This window comes from Echinicola rosea (assembly GCF_005281475.1).
GTDB lineage: Bacteria > Bacteroidota > Bacteroidia > Cytophagales > Cyclobacteriaceae > Echinicola > Echinicola rosea.
In genome coordinates this window covers 738,327-753,366 of record NZ_CP040106.1, presented here as the reverse complement: position 1 = coordinate 753,366, position 15,040 = coordinate 738,327, and the positions used below count along the sequence as shown (strand labels likewise).

Here is a 15,040-nt window from a genome sequence, read left to right as displayed (position 1 = left end):
CCTAAATCAATTTGAAGCTAAAATTAATAAATCATGTCCGATAGCCCGCAGTCTTTCGAAAATTTTAAACTGAACAAGCAGCTTTTGGAAGCGGTGAAAGAGGCTGGCTATACCAAGCCTACCCCTATTCAGGAAAAGACCATCCCGCTCGCATTGGCAGGCCAGGACATTTTGGGCATCGCCCAGACCGGGACCGGAAAGACCGCCGCCTATGTGTTGCCACTATTGATGAAAACAAAATATGCGCAGGGCGACCATGCTCGGGCCTTGATCCTGGCTCCGACACGTGAGTTGGTGATTCAGATAGAGCAGGCGATCCTTGATCTCGGCAAATATACTGACCTCCGTTATGTGTGCCTGTATGGAGGCATAGGGCCGACGCCACAGATCGAAAAGATCCGCGAAGGAGTGGATATTATCATCGCCACACCAGGTCGGTTTATGGACATTTATAGTAAAGGCGAGCTCTTTGTCCGTAATATCAAAACCATGGTGATGGACGAGGCGGATAAAATGATGGATATGGGATTTATGCCGCAGCTCCGATCAATTTTGGAAGTGATTCCCGTGAAGCGGCAAAACATGCTTTTTTCGGCGACGTTCTCGGAAAGGGTAGAGCGTATTTCACACGAATTTTTGGAGTTTCCTGAGCGGATCGAGATTGCATTGCAAGCGACTACAGCCGATACGGTGGCACAGACCAAGTATTTCGTGCCCAATCTCAAGACCAAGATCACCCTACTGGATCATTTGCTGCAGGACGGAGAAATCAATCGGGTGATCGTTTTTGCCAAATCCCGAAAAAATGCCGAAGCGGTTTACCAATACCTTGAACGTAGAAAGCACGGTGAAATCCGTGTGATCCATGCCAATAAGGGACAAAATACCCGAATCAATTCCGTGGATGACTTTAAGTCAGGAAATGTGAGGATCCTCGTGGCGACGGATGTGGCGGCCAGGGGGCTGGATATCAGCATGGTCAGCCATGTAGTCAATTTTGACGTGCCGCTGATCTATGAGGACTATGTTCACCGTGTGGGACGTACCGGCCGGGCAGAGCAGGAAGGTGCTGCCTTTACCTTTATCAACCCTGCAGAGGAATATCATTTTGGGCGGATCGAGGAGATTATCCGAATGGAGGTGCCCGAGGAGCCCATTCCCAAGGAGGTGCGCATTGCCGACACGCCCTTTGCCGAAAAGCAGGCCTACGACCGGGAGATCGACAAGCAACGGCAAAAAGCTGACCCTACCTTCAAGGGAGCCTTTCATGAGAAAAAGGCCCGTGCGAATACTAATCCCCACTATAATCCCGACAAGAAAAAGGTTCGTGGCAACAAAAACAGCAAGGCCAAAAGAAACCGTAATCAGATGAAGAAAAAGGGAGGCAAACGGTAAAAAGCGCGGCAATTAGCCGGATATTAGACTATAGATAAATCCGGAATATGCATTAGCCTATCTGTTGCGACCTGATCCGCCGCGGCGGACAAAATCAGTCGTTTCACTTTAGTTTTCGGTATAACCGTAGCGGTGCTACGCTAATGCCTCCAAACTAACTGATTTTCTTGCACTTTCAGCTCTCACTACGATTCCCAACGCATAATCCGGGATAAAAGGGCAAAGACAACGTCCACAGTGGAATTGTGTACTTCCCTGATTAGTGTTGACCGGGTTAATATAAGTTTTCAATATTAAATAGGGTAACAACAGGGAGGGGTACAAATCTGGAACAGCTTTATTGAGTCAGAGACTCAAAACTTACCAGTGCTGGGACGGAGACCCCGCAAAACGGAGCCTGGCACAACCCAGCATTTGTGAAATTGATCTTTGCGCTTTATTCCCAAAGCACCTGCCCATATGTCGAGTTTTAATCTGCCCACTACCGCCCGGCCTGATAGATCAGTTGTCCATCTGCATTCCATTCCGCCTTTATATATGGTCTGAAATTCTTGGTAAAAGGTTCCTCTTGGTATTGGATCTCCCGCTTGCGAATGGTCTTGCCGCCATCCGTATTCCAGTATTCTGTCCATAGCCCCACTTTTTCTCCATAATGGTATTCACCCATTACGGCCAACTGACCATTTTCATAAAAGTGGTAAAAGTTGCCTTCCTTAAGTTCGTATTCCACAGGGATGACTTTCTCAATTTGCTGTTCGCCTTTATTGTAATAGGTAACCCTGGAATCTTTTGGCCATCCTTCATAATAATGCCCCTTGTTCAGCAGGATGTTCTTTTGGTCAAAAGTCATCCACCGTTCATGCTTGGTGCCAAAGTAAAACATCCCTTTCTCCACCACAGCATCATCGATACGTTTTTCATAAGGGCCGTGCAGCAGATATCCTTCTTCGGGATTAAATCCCTTGGTCCTGATCACATCATTTTTGGTATCCAACCAATACACATCCCGTACATAGGGATTGACCATTCTGTTTCTGGTGGTGATGTGAAACAGCTGATACTGGGTCTTCCCCCTGGTCTCCACGCGGATAAAATCCTTGCGGGTGCGCTCGCCATAGTAGATGTTTTTCTTCTGTTTTTTCCGCTTCTTTTTCTTTTCTTCTTTGCGTTTCTCATCGTCAAAAAGAAGGATGGGCGCAGTGGTAGGAAGTAGCGAGCTCTCCACGACACCGGAAGAGTCCGCGGCAGGCGATGCGGATGACAAGGAGTCAAAGCGCTGGCCCTTGAGTATGCTGACCTTGACCAATAAAAGAAGTAGAATGAGGTATTTTTTCATGCCAAGCATTTGCTAAACACTGCACTGTTTTTAATGATAACGTTTTAATTGGAAGATTCTATGCTCTAAATAAAAGAAAGGTTTAGAATTAACAAGCATAATCCTTAATTTTGCCCAATTATTAAAACGTCAGCAATCGATTCGATTGCATCTTGGGCGGAAAAGAAAAATAAAGGTAACAATAAACTGACCATATAAAAACAATTATAAAGCAAATGAGCAGTATTTTATCAGACCGTATTAACAATATGGAAGAGTCAGCTACGCTGGCGATGGCCAAAAAAGCAAGAGAGCTCAAAGGCCAGGGAATCGATATCATCAGTTTGAGTCTGGGAGAGCCTGATTTCAAGACTCCCCAGCACATCCAGGATGCGGCCAAGGCTGCCATAGATGAGGGGAAATATTTCTCGTATTCTCCCGTAGCAGGCTATCAAGACTTGAGGGAAGCCATTGCCCAAAAGCTACAAACCCAAAATAAAATCACTGAAGCCAAAGCGGAAAACATCGTTCTTTCTACTGGCGCCAAACATTCCATTGCGAACATTTTCATGTGCCTGCTCAATGAAGGTGATGAAGTGGTGATCTTCTCTCCATACTGGGTAAGTTATGCAGAAATCATCAAGCTGGCAGGTGGTGTGCCGGTCCTCATCGAAGGGACCCTTGAAAACAACTTCAAAGCATCGGCTGAGCAACTGGAAGAGGCCATCACGGACAAGACCAAGGCGGTCATCTATTCCTCTCCTTGTAATCCTACCGGATCTGTATTCAGCAAGGATGAACTCCAAGCCATTGCTGAAGTGATCAAAAAACACAAGGACATCTATGTCGTAGCTGATGAGATTTACGAACTGATCAACTATACCGGCCAGCATGCCAGCATGGCGGCACTTCCCGGAATGTTTGACAGGACCATCACCGTCAATGGCTTTTCTAAGGGATATGCCATGACCGGTTGGAGAGTGGGCTACATCTGCGCCCCGCTTTTCATCGCCAAGGCTTGTGAAAAAATCCAAGGTCAATTCACTTCTGGTGGCACGGGCATCGCCCAGCGCGCCGCTTTGGCAGCCATCACCGGTGACCAGACGCCTTCTGTAGAAATGGAAAAAGCCTACAAGAAAAGAAGGGAGCTTGTGCTAGAGCTACTTAGGGACATTCCCGGCATCAAGACACACGTACCGGAAGGAGCTTTTTATTTCTTCCCTGATGTGACAGCCTTCTTTGGCAAGGCTGCCGGGGAGATCAAGATCGAAAATGCAGATGATTTCTGTCTGTATATCCTGAACACGGCACACGTCTCTGTCGTGACAGGTGCTGCTTTTGGGGCTCCCAACTGCGTGAGGCTTTCCTATGCCGCTTCCGAAGAAGAGCTGAAAGAAGCCCTGAAACGTATCAAAGAAGCAGTAGCTAAACTTAGCTGATAAAAAGGTAACCCGAGGCTGTCTCATAAATCCTCGTCATGGCAATGCCGATGGATATCGGAATCGTGATGACGGATGGTTCAATGATGAGACAGCCTCGTTTTTTTGCCGTGATGAGTCCATCATTTTTTTGTATCTTGCCGCTGTTATGGCCAAAGCACTTGTAATCACACCTGTCAAAAACTCGATCGAGACCACCCTGGAAACAGCTCAAGCCATCAAGGCATCATCTGTCCCGGTCATCCATAAAATTTTCAATGATTTCAGTTCGGCAGAAACCAAAGCCGCCCTGGACAAAAACGCCCCAAAGATCGGTTACGAATTGGTGCACTTGGAAGATGTCACGGACACTCCTTCTCCCAACTACAAACTGGTGCTCCAAATGGCCCAGAAGGAGGCAGTAGAAAAGCAACTTCCTCTGCTCGTGGTAGAATCCGATGTGACGGTAGAGAAAAACACCATCGAAGAAATGCTCCGCTTCCTTGACGGCCATCAAAATGCCGGCTTGGTAGGAGCCATCACGGTAGGCTATGACCGGAAAGTCAACTTCCCATACCTGAAATTCAAGGATGTCACGGAAAAAGTCATTGATACGAAGAGGAGTTTGAGCTTTTGCTGTACACTGTTCAGTCCTGAATTTTTGGCGGCTTATGATTTTATGCAGCTGGATCAGTCCAAAGACTGGTACGATACGTTTATCTCCAAAAAAGCCATTGAACTGGGCCATAGCAATTATGTGCTGATGGACGTGCCAGTACTTCACAAGCCCCACGGCAGCCGTCCCTGGAAGCAACTCAAATACAAAAACCCATTAAAATATTATTTCCTGAAATTCTGGAAAGGAATGGATAAGATCTAAAGCATACCTAACCATTTCAGCATGGTATTGTAGGGCCTGGACCAAGACCGCCGAAAACGTAGGGGACCATTAAGCTCCCTTGAAAAATACGCTGCGTGCCTTGAGTTTAGAAAAGCGATTCGCTCTCTCTTTATTGCTGCACTGGATGTTTTCTTTCGCTTACTATTGGGTGTAAGTCGATAATAAAATCCTGTGAAAGGCAGCTGAACCACTTCCCCGCCGTCCTTGAGCATTTTGATCCAAAATTCCCAGTCTTCCCGGCCCATAAAACGCATTTCTTCTGAATATTTCCCTGCCTTTCGCCAATCTACTTTCCTGAACAAGGCCGAGCAAAAAATCATGTTGTCCAGCGCCAACTGGTGCCTACTGAAAGGCTTTAGATTCCAGCTTTTCTGACCCGCTTCATCAAACTTCACTCCTTGGCTATAGACCACTTTTACGGCTGGCTGGGCTTTCAGGACCTTGACTGCAGCCTCGATGTATTCTTTTGAAATAAGATCATCACCGTCCAGCGGAAGTATGATACTGCCATTTGCATCTTCTATGCCTGTATTTCTAGCCTTGGAAACACCTCCGTTTTCTTGGTCAATAACCCTTACTTCAGGAAATTCCTTCGCCAATGCTCCTGCGATCTGAAGAGAATCGTCTTTTGACCCATCGTTTACGATAATCACTTCAAAGGGGTGATAGGTGGAGCCAAGTACTGAAAGCACCGTTTCCCTTAGGTATTTACCTTGGTTATAACACGGGATAACGATACTTACCAGATTTTCCTGTTCCGATGCATGCATGGGTGGTAGTTTTTTCAAAGTTTCATTCAAAAGTCAAATATAAAAAGCTAATTCATTTCTTTACTTACAATAAACAATATATCATCGGATTATCTATATTCCTACCAAAGGAGTCGGTAAGCATTCCTTAAAAATAATAATATGGAAAATCAGATAGATCTCCTCCTACTAAAATAAACCAACCAAATTCAATTCAAGCCCATGGTCTCCCACTACAACCGTACCATCAGAAAAACCAATAGTCACCTGATCGGCACCTTGCTCTGTCCACCTATTTAACTTTAAATGATTTCAACCCAAGACTTGTAGGAATGCTTATGAATAGCCCCTCATTCCCAAAAAATCAATACTTTGGAAATAAGAATTAACAGAACTTTTCAGAATCCTCACAACCCTCGCTAATTACCTCCTATTGGTCAATACATCTTTTTTTATTAAAAAAACACTTAACAAATATAACTTTTGTCATTATTCCAGTATTAAATCCGATAATTTATAGAAATAAATTTTGCGGTATATCAAAAAAAATTATTACATTTGTCACGGGTGATTAAGCAACTTTTTCTACTACCGACTTTTAGTGTGTGTAATTGAGTTGGAGGTTATTTTAATAATTATTTTTTATCAACCTCCATTTTATTAAAATGAAACAAAAATATCAATGCCATCCTTACCGAAACAAGGATGGCATTTTTGATGATCAAGGATCAGCCATGTTTCTGGGGACTTCACTGCTGGTAGAGGCATGACAAATGCCTCTACCAGCAGTTCGCATTTCAAATGCGGAATTAGAAAAGTAATAGGGATGGTGCGAAACTAGTGAAGTAATAAGAATGAACATAGATTTACAATTGGTCAGTTGTTACGACAGCCGGGCTGCGGGTCCAGTTAAAGTTTGAGTTTTTAACTCATCACCGTTTTAAGGATGGATTAGTTGAACCTATCCCCCATCCACAAATCCGCTAAGGAAAGTATTGATTTCCTGAATATTAACAAAAACTTAAAACTGGATAATCTTTGTACCGGATAAAATTGTCGTCCTTGCATCAAATTCTAAAAAGCAAGGATACCATGATTCAAACAGTTGCCAGTGCCCTTCTTCTATTTACCGCTTATTCCCTAGCCACCTTGTCTTTCTTTAAATATCACGGTCAGGTGAAATCATTTTTCGTCAAGGCCTTTTTGGTTTCTGGGACGGTGGCTGGCGCATTGACCTTTTTTTACATGCAGCTCTTCGTCCGTTAAAAATCCCGGATCAAGCGGAAAAGTTGGGGGCTGCCAGTTTACTTAATGGCAAAACCACCGATACATAAAAATGCCGCAACGTCCCAAAGGCACCAAGTGCATGTTGGGCCAGCATTGAAAGATTACACTCGAAAGCTAGCCCAGAGGAGTGACACGTTCATAGCCATGGGTGAAGCCCGTGGTAAATTTCCCGTCCCAAGTTTTCAGTTTTAGTTGCATTTCACGCCCTTTTCACCACAAATTCCCGCTAAAACCCATTCGTGCGGATGGAGGAAGCCCATCGTTTTAACGGAATGAAATTTTCTTTCATAAGACCATGTCAACATTCGTCCACCCAGAAATATTGCTTGATCCAAAATCCCAACATAGAGATCTGCCAGGGCGAACGCATTTAAAAAAGTGTTCCAGTTTGAATATATCTGCCGTTCCTATGGAATTTAGCTTTATATGCTTTATTGGACTTTCCTACTTTTTCCATTGATGAAAAAGTAGGCAAAAAATCTAGGCCATGGAGCATTCTTCGCATTAAGTGGTCAGGTTTATGAGTACGAATTCGTTTGCCTTAATTTGATTTTGTGCCAGTTGCTATGGGCTAAAAATGAGTGGATCTCGCTTGTCCACTGCCCGAGCTAACTCATTTTCTTAACGCCCCCATCAACTGTCCCAAAACCGAATGCTCCAAAGGCCGAATAATGGACTCACAGTGAATACTTCGTTTCTCCGAGGCTAAGTGTTGCGTTACGAATATACATAAACTTATCTAAACCATTCTCCCCACTTGGGCAGATAGGTGCGGCGGATTATTCGTCCTTTAGACCAACTGATGCTCGTGCTCTTTCAGTATTTGCCGGGAGAGGTTGCTGCTATTCCTAATGTACAAACTGCGGTAAAGTGCCAGCGGCACGATAAATTTAGTAACCTGCGGATTCATCCGCAGGACGTTAAGCACTCATCAGCCTCCAGAAGGAGTGCCAGCGGCACGGATGATAGCTGCCCTACAGGAAATTAATCCTAAATGCGTTTGCCCTGAGAGATCTGCAGCATTTAGCGATAAACTCCCATATTTTTTATATACTTACCGAATGCTTCTTTGGTTTGACCGGGGACTGCACCGATAAAAATGATGTTCATGCGAAAATGGGGCTTTATACTTGCAATAACAGGGATATTTTTCTGCACCGACCTGTTTGCACAAATTCAAAATGACACCACGTATTTTGAACGCTTTACCGATATGGTGACAGGCAGGCTGTACTTTTCCAGAAAATATACAGGCCTTGACATTCGGGACCGCCTGAAAGAAGCCCCATTGTTACGCTATCGGCCAAACTCCACCTTAAACATGGGAGTGGGGGCTTCATATGATGTTTTCACCCTTAATCTTGCATTGGGATTTGGCTTTTTAAATCCCGAAAGAGGGAAGGGGGATACCAAATACCTCGACGCCCAACTGCACGCTTATCCAGACAAATGGGCCATCGATGGCTTCTTACAGGTGTACAATGGTTACCATTTGGTGCCGGAAGGTGAATTTGCGGAAGAAAGCCAGCATTATTATTATCGACCAGACATCAAGGTTCGCGAGGTCGGCGCTTCTGTAAAATACGTTTTTAACGGAGAAAAATTCAGCTATAAAGCGGCATTCCTGCAAACAGAATGGCAGAAAAAATCCGCCGGAACCCTCTTGGTAGGGGCGGAAATATACGGCGGGCTGGCAAAAGGTGACAGCTCCTTCATCCCAAAAAGCGTCATGATCGACCCGTCCAGAGATTTTGACAAACTGTTCTTTATGGAATTTGGGCCAAACATCGGGTACGCTTATACACTGGTCATCGCCAAACACTACTTCTTGATGGGCGCTGCCAGTGGAAATATCGGTGTGGGTTTTACCAATCAATACGGACTGGAAAAATCCACCAATTGGTCGGTCAATGCCAACTACTTACTCAAAGCCAGTGTGGGGTATAATTCCAAGCGCTGGGCAGTCAATGCCAACTATGTCTATAGCAAGGTGAGGTTAGCAAAAAACGACGATTTCAACAACAGCCTCATAACGGGAAATTACCGACTAAACCTCATCTACCGATTCATTCCAAGTCCTAAAGTCAGAAAATTCTTGGACACCATTAACCCGTATCAATATTTGGAATAGTGATGTACCTCATGTAATCCCGAAATGGCCTCCAAATCAATCGCCACACTTTAGTTCCAACTGCCCTGTAGCGACCTACGCCTACTCCACTATATTAACTGATTTTCTTACAGTTTAGGCCCTTTCCGACTTCCGTCGGGACAGGCTATCACGATCCTTAATGTATCATTTGGATTAAAAACCTTTTAATCGAAACTTTTGCTAAATTATATCAGCAAAGTCAGTGACCATTAAAAGTTTTCATTGACCACCTGTATTTTAAATTGAGGGATGTTCATTATTAATTGACTTACTTTAAAGTCCAGGAAAGGAAACTATTCAATAAACATCTCGAAGCATTCGACATTTTCATTAGCCCAATGAAGAAACAAACTAAAATATTATTGATTGTGGCCATCATCGTGGTCATCGCCATTATTTTTCTATTTCCTCGCTTGCAGGGAGGAAGTTCCAATAATAAACCGGCAAGTGCCACTTCAGAGGTTCCTGAAGAAATGACAGTGCTACCTGTTGACGTGATAGAAGTAAAACCTGAGCGACTGGAAAACAACCTTAACATTACCGGGAATGTGCTTTCAAACGAATCGGTAACCTTACGACCGGAAATCACAGGGCTGGTAGAATCCATAAATTTTGAAGAGGGGCAATTTGTAAAGAAAGGAACTCCCTTGGTTTACCTCAATGATGACGAGCTGACCGCACAGTTGGACAGATTGGAATATACAAAGAAGCTATACGAAGGGCAGGAAAACCGCCAAAAGCAGCTCTTGGCCAGGGAAGCGATCAGTCAGGAAGAATACGACATCATATTGAACCAATATAACACCACCCTTTCGGACATCAAACTCGTAAAGGCCCAACTGGACAAAACGGTCATTAAAGCTCCATTTGATGGAGTGCTCGGTTTACGGCAAATTTCTTCAGGGTCTGTCATTAGCACTACTGACATCATCGCCAACATCGTCAATATCGACCCGATAAAAATCGAATTTTCCATTCCGGAGAGGTATGCCGGCCAAGTGCAAGTGGGCTCCACCATTCAGTTTTCAAACAATGCCTCTGATGGATTCGAAAAGGGAAAAGTCTATGCATACGAGCCAGTGATCGATGCCGAAACCAGGACATTGACCCTGCGTGCCATCAGCCCAAACGAGGACAGGAAATTTCTCCCGGGCATGTTTGTAAACATCCGTTTTAACCTGGAAGTAGAAGAGGATGCCCTTTTGGTCCCTTCCGAATCCTTGATCCCGGAGCTGAGCGGCTATAAGCTCTTTCTGGTAAACCAAGAAGGAATCGTAGAGGAAAGAAAAGTGGAAATAGGGATCCGGACCGATAGCGAGGTACAGGTTTTAGAGGGCCTGAATGCTGGAGAACTGGTCCTGACCACTGGAGTACTCCAAGCCAAAGAAGGAATGCAGGTAAATTACAATAAAATCAATTGATATGGCAGGCCTATCTTCCGTAAGTATCAGAAGGCCGGTACTGGCCATAGTGTTTTCGCTGAGCATCTTGCTCTTCGGGATCATCGGCATGACCTTTTTGGGCGTCCGGGAGTACCCCAGTGTGGATCCCCCTATCATCAATGTCCGGACCACCTATGTGGGGGCAAATGCTGATGTCATCGAAGCCCAAATCACAGAACCACTTGAAGAATCCATCAACGGTATTTCGGGAATAAAATCCCTCACGTCCACCAGTAATGACGGAACCAGTAACATCACGGTAGAATTTGACGTGGGGGCGGACATGGAAGCGGCCGCCAATGACGTAAGGGATAAAGTATCTCGTGCCCAGCGAAACCTCCCCCCTGACGCAGAGCCCCCTGTAGTCTCCAAAGCAGATGCCGATTCGCAGCCCATCGTATTTCTCAATGTAAAGAGTGAGCAAAAATCCCTCCTTGAGATTTCTGACATTGCTGACAATATCTTTAAGGAGCGGCTCCAGACCATCCCTGGGGTGAGTGAAGTCCGTATTTGGGGAGAAAAAGAGTACGCCATGCGCCTCCGGATGGACCCCATCCGCATGGCATCCTACGGGGTTACCCCGCTGGATGTCCTCAACAAAGTTCAAAGTGAAAATGTGGAGCTGCCATCCGGCCGAATAGAAGGCAGCACCATCGAGCTCTCTGTCCGCACCAAAAGCCGTCTATCTACCCCTGATGAATTCAATGGCCTCATCATCAAGGAAAGCGAAAACAATATCGTCCGGTTTGAGGATGTCGGCAACGCCGAATTGGCACCGCTCAATGAGCGAACGGTCTTGAAACGTGATGGTGTCCCCATGGTGGGTGTGGTCTTGGTGCCACTTCCGGGATCAAACAGCATCGAAATCGTAGATGAATTTTATAGGAGATTGGAGTTTATCAAAAAAGACCTTCCTGATGATATTGAGCTGGGAATAGGCTTTGACTCGACAGAGTATATCCGAAATTCCATCAGCGAAGTGCAGGAAACCATCCTGTTGGCATTTCTGTTGGTAGTGGCCATCATCTTTTTGTTTTTAAGGGACTGGCGTACCACGTTTATCCCTGTCATCACCATTCCTATATCACTGGTAGGAGTGTTTTTTATCATGTACATGATGGATTTTTCGATCAATGTACTCACCTTGCTCGGGATCGTATTATCCATCGGCTTGGTAGTGGATGATGCCATTGTGGTGCTGGAAAATATCTATGCCAAAATCGAAAAAGGCGAACAGCCCAAGGCGGCAGCAGAGCAGGGTGCTGAGGAAATCTTCTTCGCGGTAATCGCCACTACTATTGCCTTGGCAGCAGTATTCTTACCGGTAATTTTCCTTACCGGTACCACTGGCAGGCTCTTCAGGGAATTCGGGGTGGTAGTGGCAGGATCTGTGATCATTTCCTCTTTTGTGGCACTGACCATGACACCCATGCTCAGCTCCAAACTCCTCAAAAAGCGTGAAAAGCACAATTGGTTCTACAATGTCACCGAACCGATTTTCCTTTGGCTGAATAAGAAATATGAAGCCGCATTGCTTTGGTTTATGCAGCTTAGATGGATCTCATTTGTCATCATTTTGGCCATGGGTGGAGGCATTTACCTCTTGTTCAATGCCATCCCGTCAGAACTTGCCCCCACGGAAGATCGTGGCGAAATGCGCATCAACATGAGCGGGCCTGAAGGTGCCACTTTTGATTATATGGATAGGGTGATCGACGAATTGCTGTACGAGATGATGACCACAATCCCGGAAGATGTATGGGACAGTTTTATCTCCGTAACGTCTCCTGGGTTTGGTACCGCAAGTACCAATTCGGGCTTTATCCGTGTCCGGCTCGTAGATGCCAGCCAACGGACAGAAAGCCAGCAGGAGGTCTTTGAGGATGTCTCAGAAATTCTTCGCAAGAAAACAGACGTCAAGGCATTTGCCTCCCAGCCCCAATCTATCGGAGACAGAAGGGGAGGACTTCCCGTCCAATACGTCCTTCAAGCCCAAAACCTCGAGAAACTGAAGGAGGTCATCCCGACCTTTATGGACAAGGTAAACCAAAGTTCGATTTTCCAATTTTCGGATATCAACCTAAAGTTTACCAAGCCGGAGATAGAAGTGGAAATAGACCGTGCAAAAGCCCGGAACATCGGCGTGTCGGTACAGGAAATTGCCAGGACCCTTCAGCTCTCCTATTCGGGGCAGCGGTTTGACTATTTTATCATGAATGGCAAACAGTACCAAGTGGTGGGCGAGATGCAAAAGGAAGACAGAAACGAGCCTATCAACTTACGCATGCTTTACGTAAGGGCTGAAAATGGTCAATTGGTGCAGTTGGACAACTTGGTAAACATCACGGAAAAAAGTACGCCTCCACAGCTCTACCGCTTTAACCGTTTCGTGAGTGCCACCGTATCGGCCGGTCTTGCTCCAAAATACACCATCGGCGATGGACTGGACGAAATGGACCGTATCGCTGCGGAAGTACTGGACGAAAGCTTCACCACAGATGTAGCAGGGGTATCCAAAGAATTCCGCGAAAGCTCCAACAGTTTGATATTCGCCTTTCTTTTTGCCTTGATACTGATTTATTTGGTTCTTTCTGCACAATTTGAAAGCTTTACCGATCCACTTACCATCATGATTACGGTGCCTTTAGCCTTGTTTGGTGCCCTATTGTCCCTTTGGTTGGGCGATTATACCCTGAACATCTTTAGCCAGATTGGCATCATCATGCTCATTGGGCTAGTGACCAAAAACGGTATTTTGATCGTGGAATTTGCCAATCAGCGCAAAGCCCATGGATTGGACGTTGACGAAGCGATCGTAGGAGCGGCTGTGGCCCGATTCAGGCCTATCTTGATGACCAGTCTTTCTACCATTCTAGGGATATTGCCCATCGCGCTCGCCCTTGGTGCGGGAGCAGAAAGCCGAAGTCCTATGGGGGTGGCCGTGATTGGCGGCTTGGTGCTGTCCACCATTTTGACCCTCTTCATCATACCGGGAGTATATACTTATTTGACATCAAAATCATCAAGATTAGCAAGAATATGAGGAAGCAGTGTTTGGTTGTATTGTGCATGATGGCGGCGATATATTCGGCATTCGGACAGGAAGAGCTTTCTTTCGAAGAGGCCATCATCAGAGGTTTGGAAAACAACTATGATGTGAAGATCGCCCTTCAGGACAAAAAGATCACTGAAATCGATAAGAAAATTGGCGTGGGAGCCTTGTTGCCCAGCTTGGATGCTACTTATGGCAGGACCACCAGTACCGAAGATGTAGAACAGCAATTCGTAAATGAAAATACCCCCAGAAATATCGACGGTGCCAAATCCACTGGGGAAAACTTTAACATCAATGCTATATACGGGTTTCGCTACGAGGCTGTAGTGGCGCTGCAACGACTGGGAAAACTCGACGAAATCGGCGAGCTCCAGGCAAAGGTGGTGATCGAAAATACAGTTGCAGCGATTTCGGAGGCTTATTATCGGCTTGCCACCGAACTAGAGCGTTATAAAGTTCTTCAAGAAACCATCGAACTGTCCCAGCAGCGATTGGACATTGCGAAGTCCCAGTATGAACTCGGCGGAAGCTCCAAAACAGAATACCTCGCTGCCCAAGTGGATTTTAATACCGACAGGTCCATGCTCGTCTCCCAAGAGCAGGTCATCCGTACCGCTCGCATTAACCTCAATGAGCTAATGGCACTGGGGGATGAAGCGCAATTTTCGATTACAGACAGTATCAAGATAAACGATGGCCTAAAATTGGGACCATTGCTGGACCAGGCCATGGATCAAAATAAGATGTTGCTCATCAACAGAAGACAAGAAAATGTCGCTTATCTGGAACTCAAGGAAATCCAAGCCCAACGACTGCCTTACCTTTCCCTCGATGGAAATTACCGTCAGTCTGTCTCGAATTCGGATGCGGGATTCCTTATCCAAAATAAAAGAGAAGGATATTCATTCGGTGCTACCATTGGTATTAATCTGTTCAGCGGCTTTACCCTGAACCGCCAAATCCAACGGGCCCGCGTACAGCAGGAAAGCCAGGCCTATATCCTTGACCAGTACGAAGTCCAGCTGAAATCTGATATTTACCGGGCTTTTAATGTCTATGAAAACAGCAAGCAGCGACTGAACATCGAACACGAAAATTACAAGGTGGTCCAGGAAAATACCGATATCGCTTTTGACCGGTTTAAGACTGGGCTTACCAGCTACTTGGAATTCCGTGACGCCCAAGTAAACCGTTTAAATGCTGAAAGTAGGTTGATCGATGCTATTTTCAGTACGAAAGTGGCCGAAGTAGAACTGATGCGGCTGGCAGGCAAAATCTACTACAAGAGCAATGACGAAGAAATCCTAAGATAACCCACCTCCACCA

The 15,040-nt window shown here is 45.5% G+C and carries 10 protein-coding genes; 8 read left to right on the top strand and 2 right to left on the bottom strand.

The window, feature by feature from the left end; genetic code table 11:
* Window positions 1-33 precede the first annotated feature (33 nt).
* Window positions 34-1,395 (top strand): DEAD/DEAH box helicase, encoded by a 1,362-nt coding sequence (locus FDP09_RS03205; protein WP_137401270.1) that lies wholly within the window; start codon window positions 34-36, stop codon window positions 1,393-1,395.
* Window positions 1,396-1,876: 481 nt separating this feature from the next.
* On the opposite strand, the gene FDP09_RS03200 is transcribed toward FDP09_RS03205, so the two are convergent.
* Window positions 1,877-2,740 carry a toxin-antitoxin system YwqK family antitoxin gene (locus tag FDP09_RS03200; protein ID WP_137401269.1) on the bottom strand — a complete coding sequence of 288 codons (864 nt, stop codon included), beginning with the start codon at window positions 2,738-2,740 and terminating at the stop codon, window positions 1,877-1,879.
* Between the two features lie 206 nt (window positions 2,741-2,946).
* Here FDP09_RS03200 and FDP09_RS03195 point away from each other — a divergent pair, with 206 nt between their 5' ends.
* Window positions 2,947-4,149: a pyridoxal phosphate-dependent aminotransferase gene (locus FDP09_RS03195; protein WP_137401268.1), complete on the top strand. Its 1,203-nt coding sequence runs from the start codon at window positions 2,947-2,949 to the stop codon at window positions 4,147-4,149.
* 148 nt (window positions 4,150-4,297) lie between these two features.
* A complete protein-coding gene (locus tag FDP09_RS03190) occupies window positions 4,298-5,008 on the top strand; it encodes a glycosyltransferase family 2 protein (RefSeq protein WP_137401267.1) in 711 nt (236 codons plus the stop codon).
* Here the strand turns inward: FDP09_RS03190 and FDP09_RS03185 are convergent.
* A complete protein-coding gene (locus tag FDP09_RS03185) occupies window positions 5,005-5,799 on the bottom strand; it encodes a glycosyltransferase family 2 protein (protein WP_137401266.1) in 795 nt (264 codons plus the stop codon). The two genes, FDP09_RS03190 and FDP09_RS03185, sit on opposite strands and share 4 nt — an antisense overlap.
* 1,071 nt (window positions 5,800-6,870) lie before the next feature.
* Here FDP09_RS03185 and FDP09_RS23670 point away from each other — a divergent pair.
* The 5 genes from FDP09_RS23670 to FDP09_RS03165 all read left to right on the top strand — a co-directional run bounded on the left by FDP09_RS23670 (window position 6,871) and on the right by FDP09_RS03165 (window position 15,027).
* On the top strand, window positions 6,871-7,044 hold the full coding sequence (locus FDP09_RS23670) for a hypothetical protein (protein ID WP_187328781.1): 174 nt from the start codon (window positions 6,871-6,873) through the stop codon (window positions 7,042-7,044).
* Between the two features lie 1,120 nt (window positions 7,045-8,164).
* On the top strand, window positions 8,165-9,196 hold the full coding sequence (locus FDP09_RS03180) for a DUF4421 domain-containing protein (protein WP_229683406.1): 1,032 nt from the start codon (window positions 8,165-8,167) through the stop codon (window positions 9,194-9,196).
* Window positions 9,197-9,555: 359 nt separating this feature from the next.
* Window positions 9,556-10,638: an efflux RND transporter periplasmic adaptor subunit gene (locus tag FDP09_RS03175; protein ID WP_137401265.1), complete on the top strand. Its 1,083-nt coding sequence runs from the start codon at window positions 9,556-9,558 to the stop codon at window positions 10,636-10,638.
* Window position 10,639: 1 nt separating this feature from the next.
* Window positions 10,640-13,702: an efflux RND transporter permease subunit gene (locus tag FDP09_RS03170; RefSeq protein WP_137401264.1), complete on the top strand. Its 3,063-nt coding sequence runs from the start codon at window positions 10,640-10,642 to the stop codon at window positions 13,700-13,702.
* Entirely contained in the window at window positions 13,699-15,027 is a 1,329-nt protein-coding gene (locus FDP09_RS03165; protein ID WP_137401263.1) for a TolC family protein, read from the top strand. Before FDP09_RS03170 ends, FDP09_RS03165 begins: the two co-directional genes overlap by 4 nt.
* Window positions 15,028-15,040 lie beyond the last annotated feature (13 nt).